This is a genomic window from uncultured Cetobacterium sp., from assembly GCF_945952365.1.
GTDB lineage: Bacteria > Fusobacteriota > Fusobacteriia > Fusobacteriales > Fusobacteriaceae > Cetobacterium_A.
On the sequence record NZ_CAMFHX010000006.1, the window covers coordinates 86,268 to 104,451 of the forward strand.

Here is an 18,184-nt window from a genome sequence, read left to right on the forward strand (position 1 = left end):
CAGCTTCTAAGCTTTTCTTATATACAAAATACAGCATAAAGAGGAACACTTTTTATATTGTTTTCAAATCCAAAATTCTTACTAGATATTCTTATAGAATAAAGTGGGTCATATAATCTGATAAAACTATTTAAACTATTAGCTTTAACATTTTCTCCAGCTTTGACCTCAATAGGAATTATATTTCCTTCTTTATCCTGAATGATGAAATCAATCTCCATATTACTATTTCTTTCTAAATAGTAAAGTGAGTGATTATTACTAGAAAGAGCATTACAAACATAGTTTTCAGTTAAAGCTCCTCGAAACTCATTAAATTTTGGATTACCATTTATTATTAAATTAGCAGGAATCTCTAATTTTGAACAAAGTAATCCCGAATCACCTAGATATAATTTAAAAGATGATGGTTCGCAATAAGCTTTTAAAGGTAATTTTCCTTCGTTTACTTTTATACATCTATTAACAATCCCTGATGAAATAAGCCACTCGATAGGAACTTCATACTCATGTGCTCTTGCCCCTGATTTGATAAGTTTATATTGAAACTTTTTATTCTCTTTAGCTAACTGACTAGGAATTGTATTAAATGCATTTAATATTCTTATAGTTTCCATAGGAGAGGCATACTTTGCCATATCAGCTATATATGAATCATTAATTGTTTTTTGAGAAGCTAAGACAAAATTGAAATCTTCGGTTTCTAAAAAATCTAAAATAACTCGAGGCATCCCACCGATAACCAGATATTTTTTATAATATTCTATAGCGATTTCATGAAGACTAAACATCTCGTCAGATTTAAAATGATTTCGAATACTTTCTGATAAATCTTTTCTATTCAAAGCCCAAAGGAACTCTTCAAAATCTAATGGGAACATCTTCATCATATCTACTTTTCCAACTGGAAATGAATATTTCTCTCTATTTAAAGCTACTCCCAATAAACTACCAGCAGCTATGATTTGATAATCAGGCTCATTTTCATAAAAATATTTTAGTGATGTAAGTGCTCTTTCGCAAGATTGAATCTCATCAAAAATAATAAGGGTATCATTTTTGAAAATACTTTGGCCACTAAAAATAGAGAGTTCTTTAACTATTCTTTCTGGTTCTAAATCTTTATCAAATATTTTTTGAAGCTCTTTTGAATTTTCAAAATTAAAGTAAACTGTATTTTTGTAAAATTCTTTTCCAAAAGATAAAGCAATATAAGTTTTTCCAACTTGTCTAGCTCCATCTATGATTAAAGGTTTACGATTTTTATTTTGCTTCCAATTTATAAGAGAGCTTTTTATTTTTCTTTCCATAATTACCTCCAGTGAAAAAGTGTGTTCTTAATACATTATTATATAATAAAAAGTGTGTTTTGAATACACTTTTTCAAAAAATAAAAAATATAATATAAAAAAGAAGCGAAAATTAATTCGCTTCTAATTTTTTTACTTATTATGTTTTCTAGCTATCTTAGGGAAGATAAGTCCAAGTCCAACTAAAACTATTGGAGTCATAATGTTAAGAGTAATTTGGAAGAACCACTCTGAGCTGAATGTCTCAATATTTTTAGGGAAGATTCCCATTAAACAAGCAAACGATGTAAAGGCGAAACACCAAACTCCGATTGCAGTTGCTATCTTATCGTTTTTAACAAATTTAAATCCAGAGTTAGAGTGTAAGTTTTTATTTCTAACAAACCCTCTAAGCCCTATGTATGCTAAGAATACCCAAAGATATCTAAGTGGCATAACGATAGAGTTTAAATCAAGTAACCAGTTGTAAAGGTTGTTCATATCTCCGATACCAATTGCAGGTATGATGATTAAGATTCCAACTAATACAGCTGTCAACTTATAACCATTTATTGGTGCACCATTTTCATTAACTTTAGTGAAAGCAGCTGGTATAAAGTTTCTATCTCCTTCTCCGATTAATATTTTAAGTGGAGCATCTATCGAGAACATAAGTGCTGATATTTGAGATAAAGTATTAGCTACAGCATATAAAACCATAAGAGCATTTCCAACTCCATAGTATTCACCAAGAAGTTTGAATGCGTAGTATTGTCCATTCATTTTTAAGTCAGCAGGGATATTACCACTATTGAACATGATTCCCATAGCGAACGATCCAAGTAGTGCTGACATTCCAACCATAGCCGCAAGAGCTAACATTCCTTTAGGGAAGTTCTTATTAGGATTAGCTACATCTTTAACATATGGAGATATCTTTTCACATCCTCCAACAGCAAATACTAACATAGATATAGTAGTAAAGTATGTAAAGTCAAACTTAGGTAAAAATGTTGATAGAGTCCAAACCTCAGTAGCAGATTTTGCATCTACAAGAGATGGAGCAGCTACAGTTAGTAGGATATATAAGATACCCATAAAGAACATAGATGTTCCAGCAAGGGCTCCAATTTTCTTTAATGAGTTCATTCCTTTAGATGATAACCAAAGGAATAGGATAAATATTCCTAAAACGATACTTTGTAAAAGTAACGGATTAAATGTTTTTATAATATCTCCATTTTGGAAGAAAACCCAGCTTAATGCAACTAGTGCACTTTGTGGTTTTTGTGCTAGATATGGGATGTGTACAACCCAGTAAGTCCATCCAGCAAGATAAGCTATCATAGGACCGTAAGTTGAGCCAACCCAACCTGAAACTCCTCCAGCTTTTTGTTCAAATACAGATCCCATCTCTCCTACCATAAGTGCATAAGGTAAGAAATAAAGAGAAAGGATTAAAATCCAAGATACAACAACTGTAAGTCCTTGGTTTGCGTAGTTATTAACAACGTTTCCAAACCCCCAAACAATTGTGAATCCCATCATCGCTAGCATACGCCAGTTTAATTTTTTTGATTCCATTGTTACAGTACTCCTTTTTTTTGTTAATTTTTTCACTTTGAATAAGTACAATTGTACAATAAAAGAGTACATAAATCAAATATTTTTTATATATAAAAAAATGAAAAATCATTTTCAAAAAATATATACTATAAATTTGTTTCAAAAAAATATGAAAAAGATTAACAATTGAACAAAACAAATTTTAAATATACAATTTGATATAGAAAAAATTAAGGGGAGTGTATGATGACGACTAAAAACAGAATAAGTGCATGGGAATTTTTCCAAAGCTTAGGAAAAACATTTATGTTACCAGTGTCTTTATTGGCGGCAATGGGAATACTTTTAGGGATAGGAGCAGCATTTACAGGTGGAACAACAATTGAGATGTTTCCATTTTTAGGAAATGGTTTTTTACAAGGTATATTTAACTTTATGATAAAGGTAAGTTTGGTTGCGTTTTCATTTTTACCATTGATGTTTGCTGTTGCAATACCTTTAGGAATGGCAAGAGAAAATAAAGAGATTGCCGCATTTGCAGGGCTTATGGGATATATCTCTATGCAACTTGGAACAAATTTCTATCTGAGTGAAAGAGGATTGTTAGATGTTGTAGATACAAGAATGGTTATGGGAATTCAAAGTATTGATACAGGAGCTTTAGGTGCTTTAATTTGTGGAGTTATGGTGTTCTTTATTCATGAAAAATTCCAAAATATAGAGTTACCAGATGCATTTTCATTCTTTGGTGGAACAAGATTCGTAGCAGTAGCTACAGTTTTAATAATGTCGGTTGTAGGACTATTTGTCCCTATGGTATGGCCATTCTTTGCAGCTGGAATAAATAAAGTTGGAGCTGTTATTGCGGGTGCAGGACCATTTGGACCATTCCTTTTCGGAGCTGGTGAGAGATTGCTACTTCCATTTGGATTACACCATATCTTAGTAGCGACAATTAGATTTACTGAAGCTGGAGGAACTTATGTGACAGCAGCTGGAGAAACAATTCACGGAGCTTTAAATATATTTTATAATCAGTTTGCAGCGGGACCAGAGTTTGTATCACCAGATGTTACAAAGTTTTTATCTCAAGGTAAGATGCCAACATTTATGTTTGGATTAGCAGGAGCAGCATTAGCAATATATAAATCAGCGTATTTAAAAAATAGAAATAAAATAAAAGGGCTTCTTTTATCAGCGGTTGTTGCATCAGCAGTTGGAGGAATAACAGAGCCGATTGAATTTATATTCTTATTTATAGCACCAGTTCTTTATGTGTTCCATGCTATTATGACAGGACTTGGATTTATGGTTATGGGATTATTAAAAGTAGTTATCGGAAATACAGATGGAAATATAATAGATTTATTAGTGTTTGGAGTATTCCAAGGTTTATGGACAAAGTGGTACTTAGTTATTCCTGTAGGAATAGTTTGGTTCTTTATTTACTACTTCGTATTTAAATGGTATATTGAAAAGTATGATATTCCTACTCCAGGAAGAGATAACTCAGAGGGAGCTCAAGAAGCTGTTGAAAGTGGAGATATAGCTGGATATACGGCAAAAATTATGTTAGAAGCTTTAGGTGGAAAAGATAATATAGTAAACTTAGATAACTGCATAACTAGACTTAGATTAGTTGTTAAAGATGCAAACTTAATAGATGTAGAGGCTGTTAAAAATGCAGGAGCAGTAAATGTTGTAAAACTTAGTGATACAAATGTTCAAGTTATAATTGGACCAAAAGTGCAAGTGTTAAAAAAGCAATTGCAAAAATTGATGTAAGATGGAGAGGGAGTAATCTCTCTCTTTCTTTATAAGAAGGAGGATATTATGAGATTTGATGAGGTTATAGATAGAAAAGGAACTTACTGTACACAGTGGGATTATATAGAGGATAGATTTGGAGAGGGCACAAAAGATTTAACTCCATTTTCAATATCGGATACAGATTTCAGATGTCCTGATGAGATTTTGAATGCTATTTTAGAAAGAACAAAGCATGGTATTTTTGGATACTCTCGTTGGAATCACGAAGACTATAAGGGTAGTATAAAAAGTTGGTACAACAGAAGGTATAAAACTGAAATAGAATCAGAGTGGGTTGTCTATGCTCCAAGTGTGATATATACAATCTCTATTTTGGTAGATAAACTTGTAGGAAAAGGTGGAAAGGTTATGACTCATACACCTAAGTATGATGGATTTACTAAGATTTTAAAACCCTATGAAGTTTTTGAGATTGAATTAAAAGAAAAAGTTAAAGGAAGCTATGAAACAGATTTTTTAAAAATCGAAGAGGGGTTTAAAGCGGGAGTAAAACTATTTTTACTTTGTAATCCTGAAAATCCAGTTGGAAAAGTTTGGACTTATGATGAGTTAAAAAAACTTATAAAGCTTTGTAAAAAGTACTCTGTAATCTTGATTTCAGATGACATTCATATGGATATAGCGAGAAAAGAGGTAACCCCAGTTTTAAAAATAGATTCTGAAAACTGTATTGTTGTAAGTTCAGCTTCAAAAACATTCAATACACCAGCTTTAGGTGGCTCTTATGCTTTAATTCCACAAAAGAAGCTGAGAGAGGAGTTTATAACTCATTTAAAAGAGGTGGATTCAGTGTCGTCACCGACAATATTTGGAGTTCTTTCTACTATGGTTGCTTATAATAGTTGTGAATATTGGGTGAATGAGTTAAATGAGTATCTGACAAAAAATTGTGAGTATGTAGTGAGTGAATTAGATGGATATTACGGGATAGATGTAGCTATTCCCGAGGGAACATATCTTATGTGGATCGATTTAAAGAATTGTGAGATAGATATGGCTGAATTTAAAAAGGCCCTTATAGAGGTGGGTAAAGTTGCTATTATGTCTGGAGAAGCATATGGGGATAGTAATAGAATTCGTTTAAATGTAGGATGTCCACTATCAAAAGTGAAAATAGGAGTAGAAGGTATCAAAAGAGCTATTGAAAAACTTAAAAAGTAGAGTATAATAGTTTTAGGTGATGGTAATGAGTCTGAAAAGAAAAGAGTTAGAAATTTTAAGATTGGTTATAGATGGTAAAACATTTGTAGAGATTTTATCTAAGTTAGATACGAGTGAAAGAAATTTAAGGTATATGCTTCAAAATTTAAATTTTTATCTTAGAAAGATTTTAAATAAAGTTATAGAAAAAGATAAGGAAAAGTTATTAATCTCTTTAGATGAGAGAGAGATTAATAGCTTTTTTTCAACTGTATATAAAAATTACTATATATTAGATAACTTTGAGAGATCTGAATATATAATTATGGGATTTTTGTATTTAAAGGATATGAATTTAACAACATTAGAAAGTAGATTGGGAATAACTAGGGCAACATTGAAAAAAGATATAGAGATGGTTAATTTTAAATTAGAGAAGCATGGGCTTAGATTGGATTCAGAGAAAAATAGATTTAGAATTATAGGAAATGAGAAAAAGTTAAGACATTTAAAAGCTTTAAAATATATAGAATACACTCAGGAAGAGTTAGGATGGCTTCATAAAGATTATATTTTTTCAGAGATTGATAAAAAACAGTTGGAAAGATTGAAAGAGTTAGTTTTGAAGATTGAAAATCAGTTTTCTCTGACATTTGATATAGAGTTTGTGAATCTGATGATTATTTTTTTATATGTAACATTAGAACGAATTAAACTTGGGTATATAATAGATAGAAAGGCAAACTATAAATTTCTTATAAATACAGAACATTATACGATTATAGAAAGTGTTTTAGAAGCAGTTATTTCAAAAGATATGAGTTATGAATTTGTACATTTGACAGAATATTTTATTAGTGGTGGGGTAAAAGATAATATCTCAGAATTAAAAAGTAGTGTGGAAAAATATATAGAAGGTCTTGAAGAGAAGTGTATGGCTGTAATATCTTCAACTATAGAGGAGTTTAGATTTTCAGAAGAGTTGAAAATAAAGTTGATGGGATATTTGATACCAGCTATATATCGATTGAGAAATAACTTTAGCATAGGAAAGATTGGAGAGAGAGGTCATCTTTATGAAACCATTTTCCTTTACTCTACTGAAGAAAAGTTTTTACCTGAAAAGTTGACAGAGTTTGAAATATACTATATTTCGTGTGAGGTTGAAAAAGAGATTGGGCAAGAGAGTCAAAAAGTGATGAAGCTAAGTCATCTTTTGAATATTATAGAAAAAAATAGTCTTGAAATAGATAGAGAGAATATAATAAAGGAATTGATAGACAACTATGGAAAACTAATTAAAATAGATATTTTTGATTAGGAAGTTATTTTTTTTTAATAGTTAAATGTAAAAAAATAGGAGACTTAAATTAAGTCTCCTGTTTTAGTTATAAAAAATTAAACTTTTAGATTGAGATGAAGAATATCAAATTTTTTTAAGTTTTCATCTAAATCTTTAAAGAGTTTTAGGTCACCTAGAATACCGATTGTTGAAAGTTTATTATTTTTACAGTAATCTTCAAAAAAATATGCATTTACAAATTCTTTAATAGTAACGTTATACTTATATTGTAATTTTTCTTTCATATTTTCAAGTATATATACTGGAATATTTTTATATACAACTGTAATTTCTTTACTAGAAGTAGTTTGTTGTGTATTTAATATAAAGTATATAGCTAAAACATCGGTAAATGAGATATTCCAATAAGATTTTCTGAACTCTTTAAAAAGAGAGATGCATCTAGTTGATGTGTAATTATCTAAGTTCAGATTTAAGAAGTAAAATTCATAGATAGAAAGATAGTGCTTTTGTTTACTACAAAAGATAACTCTTTGGATGAAATTTTTTAAAAGTTCCTTTTTATCATCGGAAACATCTATATTTAAAGAGGTTTTTATAATTTTTTTCCAAATTAAAAAATGATCTTTCAGATAGATGCTTTCCTCTGGAAAAGTACCACGACATATTTTTAATATATTTAAAAATCCTCTAATATAATCAATCGAGATATTTTTAAAGAGTGAGCTATGTAAAAAATTATAGAATTTAGGTAGTTCTTCATTTGAAAAAGCTTTAGAAAAGTATGTTTCAAACATAAATTTATCTTTTAAAATGATTTCTAAAGTATTAGTATTATTATACAGATCGTTATCAAATCTTATATATTTAAAACTTATATAGAATGAACTTAAAAGAATTCTATTATAGAAAAACATATCAAATTTAAAGTCAACCATAATTTTTTCAATATCACTATTTAGTTGTGAACTGATTTCGTAATCCTCTTTAATATACTTAAAGTTCTCTGAAAAAATTATTGGAAGATATTCTTCTTCAACTAAATATTTATAAATATAACAACAAAGAGCGTTCCTTTTATTAACAACTTCTCCATCTAAAAATATTCCCTTTCCTGTATGGCTTTCAATTTTTAACTCAAAAATATTTAATTCTTCTTTTATAGAAACTAAATCCATATTTAGTGTTCTACGAGAAACATTTAAAATTTCAGCTAAATAGTATAAATTTAAGTTTCCTTCAATTAAAAGTTTTAAAATTAGAAAAAATACCCTATCCTCTTTAGAAATAGTTTGTTTTTCTTGTAAAGATGAATAGAGATCTTTTTTCTCAATTATGTCTGTGATTATCAAATCCATTTTCCCTGTTTTTTCATTGCTTGAAATATTTTTATGAATATCTTTTAAATAATTATTTAAATTAGGTTTAGAAATATTCATCAATGTTTTAATGAATTCTAGGTCTTTTCCATCTGTAAATTTTAAAAGATTCAATACTCTTAAGTGTTTTGTACTCATATCTAATTTCATAGATTCGTTCCCCCTTGAAAAAATAAAAGTAGTATTTCTGTGTTTAATTATAGAGACTAAAAATTCAAAAGTCAAACACTATTGAAGAAATTTTAAAAAAAAATAAAAAAATTTCAAATAGAAAAAAATTTAAACTATTAGTATACTAATTGATATGATATCCATATAGGGCACACATATATTATCAACATTTAATAAAAATATGAAAGTTGGTAGTATATGAATAAAAGAGTTAAATTTACAGCTGAGGAAAAAATGTTTTTTGTTTTAAAATTTAGAGAATTAAATATTTCATTATCTGCATTTTGTAGATTGTATAATATTGAAAGAACAGCTATTCATAGATGGTCTATTAAATATGATCATGGTGGATTAGAAGCACTCCAAGAAGTAAAAGTTAAAATTACTTATTCTTCACATATATTGATTAATTCTGTAGAAGATTATTTAATTGGAAAATTTTCAATGCTTCAAATTGTTAAAAAATATAATCTTTGTGGGGATAGTCTTTTAAGGAAATGGCTGAAGTGGTATAATACTCCTAAATGGAATGTTAAAATAGGAGTATTTATGGCTAGAGATAAAATTTCAAATAGATAAAAAAAATAGATGTCATTTTTATACTGATAGAAAAATCATATTTGCTTCAATCTTATGTTTCAGAGTCTGATAGTAGAGAAGGGAAGAGTTGAAAAAGATAATTTGAAAGATTATTTAGCAATGTATATTTCAAAATATTTTGAAATATATTGTGATTAAAAACTATTTTCAGATTATGAGTACCCTGATGAATCAATAAATTTATTGAAAAACATAAAAAAATAATAAAAAAAATTTAGATTAATACAAAAAAGATTCTAAAATTTATGCCAAGTATAAGTGGTGTGCAGAGTATCATAATTATTTCTGTAGTCAATTTGTTTCGGGTATAAATAACAGTTTAAATATTAATATTTATAATTCGGAGTTTAAATTTATGACTTTAGAAAATTTTTTTAAAAGTAATTAAAAAATTTGGAATAGATAATCTAAGAGACTTAGAATTCAAAATTTTTATTTCAGAGGAGTGTTTTATGGCAGAAGAACTATTGGTAAGTAAGAATAATAAAAAAATATTTACTTTTGGAGTTACAGATGCAGGTAAAAGAGCTTCTGTAGAAGGTGAAGTAGATATAGTTATTAGATCAGGAAGTAAAGAAAGCTTTGATATAGTTCAATATATTGATGAGTTAGAAAGAAAATCATACACTGATATTTCAGGAATATCGTGGCATGGGTTTTATCAGAAGGTACAAAGTGAAATAAAAATGCCTTTAATAAGACTAAAAAGAAAAGCAGAAGAAGAAATAGAGATAGATCAAATAAGGCACAAAGTTGCTATAGGAAGAAATACACCATATTTTACAATGATTTGTAACTTATATGTTCCAAAAATAAAAGAATTTAAAGAATGTAAGAATATAACGCCTAACAATAGAAAAACTAAATCTGTTTTTGATATAGATAATGAAACAACTAGATTAGATTTTTTTATTCTTCCAAAATTTATAGATTTAGTTAAGTTTATGAATACTGCAGTTGGTATGCTATATTATTTTGGAGATATAACTACTTTTGATCCAACAAAAAATGGAGATTTTAAAACTATTATGACAAAAAATTTAGAATATAAAACTTTTAAGTTGGGTGAATGGAGTATTTTGGTAAAAGAGGTAGTAGAGGAAAATATGAAAAAAAGAGAGCCTGAACTGGCAAATAAATTTTCACTATTATTACATTATCCGAATCAATATGAATATGTTTTTAATAGATCATTTGCTTATCCAAATCAAAAGCCTATGACTCTAGGTGAAAAATTTGGAGAGGATTATTATGGTTTTTCAATAAGGAAGTCTTTTGAAACTCCTGTTGATAGATATAAACAAAAATTAGAGAAGAAGATATTTGGGGATATATATCCATATTTATTAATAGGAGCATATAAAAAGAAGGTAAATTAACTGTAGAGAGCTATAATTATAATCTTACGTTAAATGTAACTACTCAGCTAGTAACCAATAAAATTTAATAGATAAAGATACTTTCTTCATTGATTTGAAAAAAGTATCTTTTTTTGTATTCAAAATTATGATAAAATACTTTTAGAAAATAAATTGTCGGAGGTGAAACTAAAATCATGGAATCTAGAATTAAAGAGTTAGAAAAAGAAAATAATGAGTTAAAGCTAATTATTCAACTTTTAACAAAAGAAATTGAAGCGTTAAAAGCCAAGCTTAATATGAACAGCTCAAACAGTAGCTTACCACCATCTTCTGATAGATTTAAAAAAAAAGATAAAAAACAAAGGTTTCTTAGACAAAAGAGTGAAAAATCTTCTGGTGGACAAATTGGACATAAAGGTAGCACTCTTCAAAAAGTTCAAACTCCTGATTTTGTAGTTGAACTTCCGAATGATACTTGCACTAACTGCTCGCATGATTTGACAGATATTAAAGCTAACGCGATTAAATCACGTCAGGTTTTTGATATTCCTGAAATTAAAATTAATGTTACTGAGTTTAGAGCTCACTCTAAAATTTGTCCTCACTGTAATGCAAAAACAACTTCAGAATTTCCTAAAAATGTAAGTCATAGTGCTCAATATGGGGCTAATATCAGAGCGTTAATTTTAAACTTAAATATCTATCAAAGTTTGCCATATAAACGTTTACAAGAGTTGCTTAATGATGTTTTTAATTTGAAACTTAGTCAAGGAACAATATATAACACTCTTAAATCGGGATACACTAAATTAGAAGCTGTTGAAGATTTCTTTAAAGAGCAATTAGCTAAGTCCTCTGTTGCTCATGCTGATGAAACAGGAACAAAAGTTAACGGTATAAATCGTTGGATTCATTCGTTTTCTAATGATTCATTTACTGTGTTAAGTGCTCATAAAAATAGAGGTAAAAAAGCGCTAGTTGAAGCTGGGATTATCGAAAAGTTTTATGGTATTCTTGCTCATGATTGTTGGTATGCTTATGATTCATTTAATAATCTAACGCACGCTTTATGCTGGGCTCACTTTTTAAGAGAACTTCAAAGTATTCAAGATAATACAAGCTTAAAGTTCCCAGAAAATATTAAAAATTCAATTTTTAAATTGAAAGATATTGTTGATAAAGGTGAAAGCATAAATGAAGCTGAAGAGTTATCTTTGTATTTAGGGTATATGAATGCAGTTGAGGAGGGGATAGTCGAAGAAAGAAAACATTATCCTTTTGATCCAACTTCAGAAGGGAAACCAAAAAGGAGTAAAGCATACAATTTACTTAAACGATTATCTCGATATGAGGATGTGTTAAGATTCTTTACAGAAAGAAACGCTGAAATTTTTACAAATAATGCAGCAGAAAGAGAAATTCGAAATGTAAAGGTCAAAAGTAAAATACAAGGTACTTTTAGAAGTGATTTAGGACCTGAAATGTTTTGTAGAATAAGAGGCTACATTGCGACAATGAAGAAGCAGGGATTAAATCAGTTCGATGCTTTAAAAAGAATATTTAAACTTGAAGAGATTATTTCATTAATAGCTAAATAGAAAAGGAGACTACTACATCTAACGATATAGAAATCTCCTATTATTTAGCTATTTTTTATTTTTTGTAATCTACCAGCTGAGTAGTTACCGTTAAATAGTTTTATTGAGGTATAAGGCTTATTATTTGAACTACATTGAAAATAGTACCATATAAATAGTATCAGAAAAATTTTAAAGTTACTTTTACCATTTTACAAACAAAAATCCAAAAAAATGACTCTCTTATTCTGGTTTTAAGGTATTTTGAAAAATTATGGTTTGTATTTGTATAGGCGAGTTTAAAATCTATTTAAAAGCTGTAAAAAGCTTATAGAAGTAGAGTAAAAAAGTGTAATACAAAGAAGGAAAAAATATGGAAATTGAGGTGAAAAATGAAAACTAGAAGGATATTTAAGTTTTTAACACTCTGCATAATGATACTTATCTTCTGGTTTTCTCACCAAGATGCGAGTAGGTCTATAAAGCAATCTGGTTTTGTAGAAAAGGTAGTAGAGGTAGTTTTAGGAGAACATAAAGATAAAATCAATGTAAGAAAGAATGCTCACTTCTTTATATACCTAGCTCTTGGGAGTTCGGCTTTTCTGAGTCGTTCTAAGCAGGGTAAAAAAGAGATGTTAGAGGTGTTAGGATTTGTAGTGCTATATGCAATGAGTGATGAGTATCATCAAAGTTTTATACCGGGAAGAGGACCATCTATCTATGATGTGGGTATAGATGGGTGTGGAGGAGCTCTTGGGATATTGTTAGTAAAAACAAAATTAGAAATATTTAAAAATAGGGGAGAAAAGAGATATGAGAAAAGTAACAAAAGCAGTTATACCAGCAGCGGGATTAGGAACTAGAGTTTTACCTGCAACAAAGTCGCAGCCGAAGGAAATGGTGCGACACGTTGCATAGTGAAAAGCTATGCCACACCTAGAGTTTAGCGATAAACACAAGGTGGAGAACTATATGACTGAGAGGTGGAATGACGGAGTAACGCCCTGAAACGCCTCCCCTAATACTCCGATATGCGATGCAATTCTAACTAAGTTGCATGGTATAAAGCTCGGTGAAGTCGGTTGAGAACTACTCCTAACATGTTATGATGAGGAAATGCGAACCAGAGGTGGTCGAGGTAGTGATAGACCGGGGGTCGAACTATATGGTGAGAATGCACAGTGGTGCTGACAAAGTTGCGAATGTACAGGCCTAGAATCGGATACGCCAGAAATGGGGTACTTGGAAAAATCCAAGGTAAGTGGTGATGAGTAAGTATCATTTCTATGAAAGTCGCTATATTGTTAAAGGCAATATCAAGCTTACAGGTCTAGAGTAACCACCTAAGTAGTTTCTATGATAAGTTATATGGAACGTGGAAAGCAAAGCACAACAAAACAGCTTAGTTAGAGCGTTGGTGAATATAAGTTAAATACTATTTAACGAAATTTCTTTAGCTTTGTGAGAGTAGGGGCACAGTACCGATGAAACCATGATAATAAGTGGTGGAGGGATAGCCCCAAGTCAATATTATAAATTTATTTTAAATCAGAATTAATAAGTCAATGATAAGAAATCGAGGAAATAAAGTTAATAACAACTACCTAAAAGAGTTGTAATAACGCACAACTTATGATATTAATAGATAGAATTACATCAATTGAAAATATAGAATTAGCCATAGATAAATTAAAAAGAAATAAAGGTAGTAAAACTCCTGGAGTTGATGGAGTCCGTTTAAAAGATATTTTAGAAGATAAAGCTAAAATTATTATGCGAGTCCAGAAAACTTTGAGAAGTAACAACTACAAGCCTTTACCAGTTAGAAGGATTGAGATACCCAAAGAAAATGGAAAAACGAGACCATTAGGAATTCCTACAATTTTCGATAGAATTATTCAACAGAGTATAAAGCAAGTTATTGAACCTCTAATAGATAAAAAGTTTTATCCAAACTCATTTGGATTTAGACCAAAAAGGAGCGCAGAGCATGCAATGGCATTAAACTGCAACCTAATAAATAGAGCGGGATTGCACTTTGTAGTCGATGTAGATATAAAAAGTTTCTTTGATAACATAAATCACAAGAAGTTAATAAAACAACTTATAAAGATAGGTATCAAGGATAAGAAAATTATATCAATTATAAAAGCGATGTTGAAAACTGAGATTGTTCTTCCTAATGGAGAAATGGTCAAACCAGAAAAAGGTACCCCTCAAGGTGGGATCTTATCCCCACTTCTAGCAAATGTAGTACTTAATGAATTAAATTGGTGGATAGATAGCCAATGGTTTGGAAAGCGATTAGATAGAGAGTATAAAAAGCAGAAATATAAAAAGTGCGCTTTAAAAAGATGTGGTTTAACAGAAGTAAGAATTATCAGATATGCTGATGACTTCAAACTTCTATGTAGAACGCGAGAAGGGGCAGACAAAATCTTTAAGCTAGTTAAAATATTTTTAAAAGAAAGATTAAAATTAGAAGTTTCCAAAGAAAAATCTAAAATAATCAATCTAAAGAAAAAATCCAGTAACTTTTTAGGCTTTAGAATAAAAGCTATAAAAAGAAGAAATATTAGAACTGCCAGAACCTTCATAGGAGATAAAGCCAAAAAGAACATACTGCTAAAAATTAGAGCGCAAATAAAAACTCTTGCTAGAATACCTACCGCAACCGAGGCAATGAAATTCAACTCCATCATAAGAGGTATTCAAAACTATTACAGAATCGCAACTATGGTTAATATTGATTTAAATAGAATTGGATATATAATCAGCAAAAACCTATATATTCAATTTGGAAAAGGCTCGGAAAAAAAGGATACTATGTATCGAATAAGGTTCCCAAACTATAACTACAAGGTTTGGAATATAGATAACGTAACCTTATTTACACTAGAAGCTATTATCTTTAAAATTCCAAAACACTACTCAAATAAGAACTATAAATCGAGAGTAGAAGAATTAAAAGAGACTATAGAGGAACAACTTTATGCAAATGAGCATAAAGGGAGTCCAAAGTGGGATATACTGAGAGCAGAAGTACGATTTAAATCGAATTCGAAATGTGCAGTTACAGGAGAATATATTTCTGGGAATAATAGATATGACGTACATCACATAACTCCAAAGAAAAATGGTGGAAAAGATGCGATAGAAAATCTAGTGTTATTAAAACCAGAAGTTCATAGATTACTTCATAGTAATAAAGCGCGTGAATTCTATAAAGAAAATAAGATGTATCAAAAATTATTAAAATCACTTTCTGAGAAAAAATAAATAATAGAATATTGATGGAACGCCGTGTGCGGTGAAAGTCGCACGCACGGTGTGGGACGGGGGAAAACTTAGAGATAACTTCAAAGAGTTACCTATCGTCATCTTGTGATCGTTGACAAGCCGTCACTACAATATATCGTAGAGGAGCTTGTAGAATCAGGGATAGAGGATATACTTATTGTAACTGGAAGAAATAAAAATTCGATAGAGGATCACTTTGATCACTCGTTTGAGTTGGAAAATACTCTGGCTAGACATGGGAAAGATGAACTGTTGGAAAAGGTAGAGACAATACATGGAATGGCAAATATCTACTATATAAGACAAAACCATCCGTTGGGATTAGGACATGCTATTTTAAAGGCTAAGAGTTTTGTGGGAGAGGACCCGTTTCTGATAGCTCTTGGGGATGACATAATGTATAACCCAGAGAAAGAGGTGAGTGCTCAGCTTATAGAAAACTATAACCAGTATGGACACTCTGTAATAGGAGTGCAAGAGGTAAATCCAAAGGATGTATCTAAGTATGGAGTTATAAAGCCAGTGGAGGATTTAGATTCTAAAACTGTGTTGATGTCTGACTTTGTGGAAAAACCAAAGCTAGAGGAAGCACCATCTCTTAAAGCGTGTCTGGGGAGATATCTATTAACTGCTGATATATTTAGATATTTAGAGAATACAGCACCAGGCAAAGGTGGAGAGATTCAACTTACAGATGGAATCTTAGCTATGATGAACGATGGAGAAAAGGTTTTAGCATATAACTTTGATGGAGTTCGTTATGATATAGGAACGAAGAGTGGGTTGTTAAAAGCTAATATAGAGTTTGGTCTACGTAATCCCGAAACAAGCGAGGATCTAAAGGAGTATTTAAAAAGTATAAAAGGATAATGTGAAAAGCAGGAGAAATTTCTCCTGCTTTTTTTGATGCAACTTGCAGAATGTGGTATAATAGACTAAAGAAAAGGTGGTGGAAAGTGTGGAGAGAAAAAAATTACCAGTTGGTGTGAGTGATTTTAAAAAGTTAATAAGGGAAAATTACTACTATGTTGATAAAACAGGATTTATAGAAGAGATTTTAGAAAAAAGAGCAGAAGTTACATTGATATGTAGACCAAGAAGATTTGGTAAAACTCTAAATATGAGTACCTTAAAGTATTTTTTAACTAGAGAGAACGCCTCAGAAAATATTGAGCTTTTCAGAGGCTTAAATATAGAAAAGAGTAAATATATAGCTGAAGCAGGGAAATATCCGGTTATATTTTTGACACTGAAAGGATTGGATGGAGATAATTATCCAGAATTTCTAAGAAAGTTTAAAAGATTGTTGAGTAAACTCTTTAAAGAACACAAACATTTAAAAGAGTTTTTAGATGAAGATGATCTGATGAATTTTGAAAAAATTATCAGCAGAAAAGATGATGGAGATTATGATATAGCCTTGCAATTTTTATCAGAGCTTTATGAAGAGTATGTCGGAATAAAACCAGTGCTACTAATAGATGAATATGATTCGCCAATGATAGTCGCTCATGAAAAAGGATACTATGAAGAGACAAAAGATTTAATGGGTTCTTTCTATGGAAGTGCTTTAAAGGATGCACCGATCTCTTTTGCAGTTGTAACAGGGATTCTTAGAGTAGCGAAAGAGTCTATATTTTCAAGTCTTAACAACTTGAAGGTTTCTACGCTACTGACCAATAACTACAATCATTTTGGAATGACTGAAAGTGAAGTAGAAGAGATTTTGAAATATTATAATTTAGAAACGACTATGGAGAGTGCTAAAAGTTGGTATAACGGATATACCTTTGGAGATGAAAAAGTGTATAACCCTTGGAGTATATTAAATCATTGTGAAAATGGAGAGTTGATATCTTACTGGGTAAATACAAGTGCAAATACTTTAATTATGAAGCTATTAAAAGAAGCTGACGAGGATATAAAAGATACTTTCTATGAGCTTTTAAATGGTGGGAGTGCTAGAACTATATTAGATGACAATATGATATTCGGTGAAAAGTATAGTGATAGTACAATTTTATATTTAATGTTTTCAGCGGGGTATTTAACTATAGATAGGCCTGGAGAGGAAGAGGATCAGTACTATTTAAGAATACCGAATTTAGAGGTTAAAAAATATTTTAGAAAAACATTTATATCAATTTTGACTCCAAAAAGTAAAGATAGTTTTTCTAAGTTGAAAGAGGCTTTAGTGATTGGAAAAATTCGTGGAAATGATTCAGTTGAGGAAAAGATAAATGGATTTTTCATGGCTAGTATGAGCTATTTAGATGGAGCGAGGCAAGAAAAGTTTTATCATAACTTAATTCTTGGAATGATGATAGGCTTGGATGATAAGTTCTATATACACTCTAATCGAGAAGAGGGGTTGGGGCGTTATGATTTAGCTTTAGAGCCACGTGATAAAAGTGGCTTTGGATATATATTTGAATTTAAAGTAGCGACATCTTCGTCAGAATCTGACTTCCATATAGCAGGAGAAGAGGCTTTAGCTCAGATAGATAAAAAAATTTATGAAACAGGACTGCGTGAGCGTGGAATAGAAAAGATTATTAAAATTGGGATGGTATTTTCTGGTAAAGAGTTAAAGTTTTATACAAAATAGAGGCTTTTAACAGTTGAAATAAATTTATAAAATTCAAAAATAAGTTTTGACTTTTATAGA

At 30.2% G+C, this 18,184-nt stretch carries 12 protein-coding genes and 1 pseudogene; 10 read left to right on the forward strand and 3 right to left on the reverse strand.

The features are described 5' to 3' along the window. Nucleotides 1-17: 17 nt before the first annotated feature. A complete protein-coding gene (locus Q0O83_RS03360) occupies nucleotides 18-1,310 on the reverse strand; it encodes an AAA family ATPase (RefSeq protein WP_294094188.1) in 1,293 nt (430 codons plus the stop codon). Nucleotides 1,311-1,442: 132 nt separating this feature from the next. Continuing rightward, entirely contained in the window at nucleotides 1,443-2,873 is a 1,431-nt protein-coding gene (locus Q0O83_RS03365) for an amino acid permease (RefSeq protein WP_294094190.1), read from the reverse strand. 228 nt (nucleotides 2,874-3,101) lie between these two features. On the opposite strand from Q0O83_RS03365, the gene malX reads away from it, so the two are divergent. The 3 genes from malX to Q0O83_RS03380 are packed head-to-tail and all read left to right on the forward strand — an operon-like array spanning nucleotide 3,102 to nucleotide 7,146. Beyond that, a complete protein-coding gene (gene malX / locus Q0O83_RS03370; protein WP_294094192.1) occupies nucleotides 3,102-4,640 on the forward strand; it encodes a maltose/glucose-specific PTS transporter subunit IIBC in 1,539 nt (512 codons plus the stop codon). Nucleotides 4,641-4,688: 48 nt separating this feature from the next. Continuing rightward, nucleotides 4,689-5,846: an aminotransferase class I/II-fold pyridoxal phosphate-dependent enzyme gene (locus Q0O83_RS03375; RefSeq protein ID WP_294094194.1), complete on the forward strand. Its 1,158-nt coding sequence runs from the start codon at nucleotides 4,689-4,691 to the stop codon at nucleotides 5,844-5,846. Nucleotides 5,847-5,871: 25 nt separating this feature from the next. Beyond that, nucleotides 5,872-7,146: a helix-turn-helix domain-containing protein gene (locus Q0O83_RS03380; protein WP_294094196.1), complete on the forward strand. Its 1,275-nt coding sequence runs from the start codon at nucleotides 5,872-5,874 to the stop codon at nucleotides 7,144-7,146. Between the two features lie 77 nt (nucleotides 7,147-7,223). Here the strand turns inward: Q0O83_RS03380 and Q0O83_RS03385 are convergent, their stop codons facing one another. Beyond that, nucleotides 7,224-8,657: an HTH domain-containing protein gene (locus Q0O83_RS03385; protein WP_294094197.1), complete on the reverse strand. Its 1,434-nt coding sequence runs from the start codon at nucleotides 8,655-8,657 to the stop codon at nucleotides 7,224-7,226. Between the two features lie 219 nt (nucleotides 8,658-8,876). On the opposite strand from Q0O83_RS03385, the gene Q0O83_RS03390 reads away from it, so the two are divergent. From Q0O83_RS03390 to Q0O83_RS03420, 7 genes and pseudogenes are all read left to right on the forward strand, one after another. Continuing rightward, entirely contained in the window at nucleotides 8,877-9,257 is a 381-nt protein-coding gene (locus tag Q0O83_RS03390; protein WP_294094199.1) for a hypothetical protein, read from the forward strand. Nucleotides 9,258-9,730: 473 nt separating this feature from the next. Next, on the forward strand, nucleotides 9,731-10,657 hold the full coding sequence (locus tag Q0O83_RS03395) for a hypothetical protein (protein ID WP_294094201.1): 927 nt from the start codon (nucleotides 9,731-9,733) through the stop codon (nucleotides 10,655-10,657). 176 nt (nucleotides 10,658-10,833) lie between these two features. Beyond that, entirely contained in the window at nucleotides 10,834-12,237 is a 1,404-nt protein-coding gene (locus tag Q0O83_RS03400; RefSeq protein ID WP_294094203.1) for an IS66 family transposase, read from the forward strand. Between the two features lie 371 nt (nucleotides 12,238-12,608). Continuing rightward, nucleotides 12,609-13,079 carry a VanZ family protein gene (locus Q0O83_RS03405; RefSeq protein WP_294094205.1) on the forward strand — a complete coding sequence of 157 codons (471 nt, stop codon included), beginning with the start codon at nucleotides 12,609-12,611 and terminating at the stop codon, nucleotides 13,077-13,079. A 769-nt stretch (nucleotides 13,080-13,848) separates the two neighbouring features. Then, nucleotides 13,849-15,495, forward strand: a complete 1,647-nt coding sequence (gene ltrA, locus Q0O83_RS03410) for a group II intron reverse transcriptase/maturase (protein ID WP_294094207.1) — start codon at nucleotides 13,849-13,851, stop codon at nucleotides 15,493-15,495. A gap of 102 nt (nucleotides 15,496-15,597) precedes the next feature. Then, nucleotides 15,598-16,386, forward strand: a pseudogene (locus Q0O83_RS03415) (UTP--glucose-1-phosphate uridylyltransferase); the annotation flags it as partial. An 88-nt stretch (nucleotides 16,387-16,474) separates the two neighbouring features. Next, on the forward strand, nucleotides 16,475-18,124 hold the full coding sequence (locus Q0O83_RS03420) for an AAA family ATPase (RefSeq protein ID WP_294094208.1): 1,650 nt from the start codon (nucleotides 16,475-16,477) through the stop codon (nucleotides 18,122-18,124). Nucleotides 18,125-18,184 lie beyond the last annotated feature (60 nt).

Excerpts from the sequence above, each read along its gene's own strand:
- Q0O83_RS03360 (WP_294094188.1), bottom strand. The coding sequence starts at position 1,310 with ATGGAAAGAAAAATAAAAAGCTCTCTTATAAATTGGAAGCAAAATAAA.
- Q0O83_RS03365 (WP_294094190.1), bottom strand. The coding sequence starts at position 2,873 with ATGGAATCAAAAAAATTAAACTGGCGTATGCTAGCGATGATGGGATTC.
- malX (WP_294094192.1), top strand. The coding sequence starts at position 3,102 with ATGACGACTAAAAACAGAATAAGTGCATGGGAATTTTTCCAAAGCTTA.
- Q0O83_RS03375 (WP_294094194.1), top strand. The coding sequence starts at position 4,689 with ATGAGATTTGATGAGGTTATAGATAGAAAAGGAACTTACTGTACACAG.
- Q0O83_RS03380 (WP_294094196.1), top strand. The coding sequence starts at position 5,872 with ATGAGTCTGAAAAGAAAAGAGTTAGAAATTTTAAGATTGGTTATAGAT.
- Q0O83_RS03385 (WP_294094197.1), bottom strand. The coding sequence starts at position 8,657 with ATGAAATTAGATATGAGTACAAAACACTTAAGAGTATTGAATCTTTTA.
- Q0O83_RS03390 (WP_294094199.1), top strand. The coding sequence starts at position 8,877 with ATGAATAAAAGAGTTAAATTTACAGCTGAGGAAAAAATGTTTTTTGTT.
- Q0O83_RS03395 (WP_294094201.1), top strand. The coding sequence starts at position 9,731 with ATGGCAGAAGAACTATTGGTAAGTAAGAATAATAAAAAAATATTTACT.
- Q0O83_RS03400 (WP_294094203.1), top strand. The coding sequence starts at position 10,834 with ATGGAATCTAGAATTAAAGAGTTAGAAAAAGAAAATAATGAGTTAAAG.
- Q0O83_RS03405 (WP_294094205.1), top strand. The coding sequence starts at position 12,609 with ATGAAAACTAGAAGGATATTTAAGTTTTTAACACTCTGCATAATGATA.
- ltrA (WP_294094207.1), top strand. The coding sequence starts at position 13,849 with ATGATATTAATAGATAGAATTACATCAATTGAAAATATAGAATTAGCC.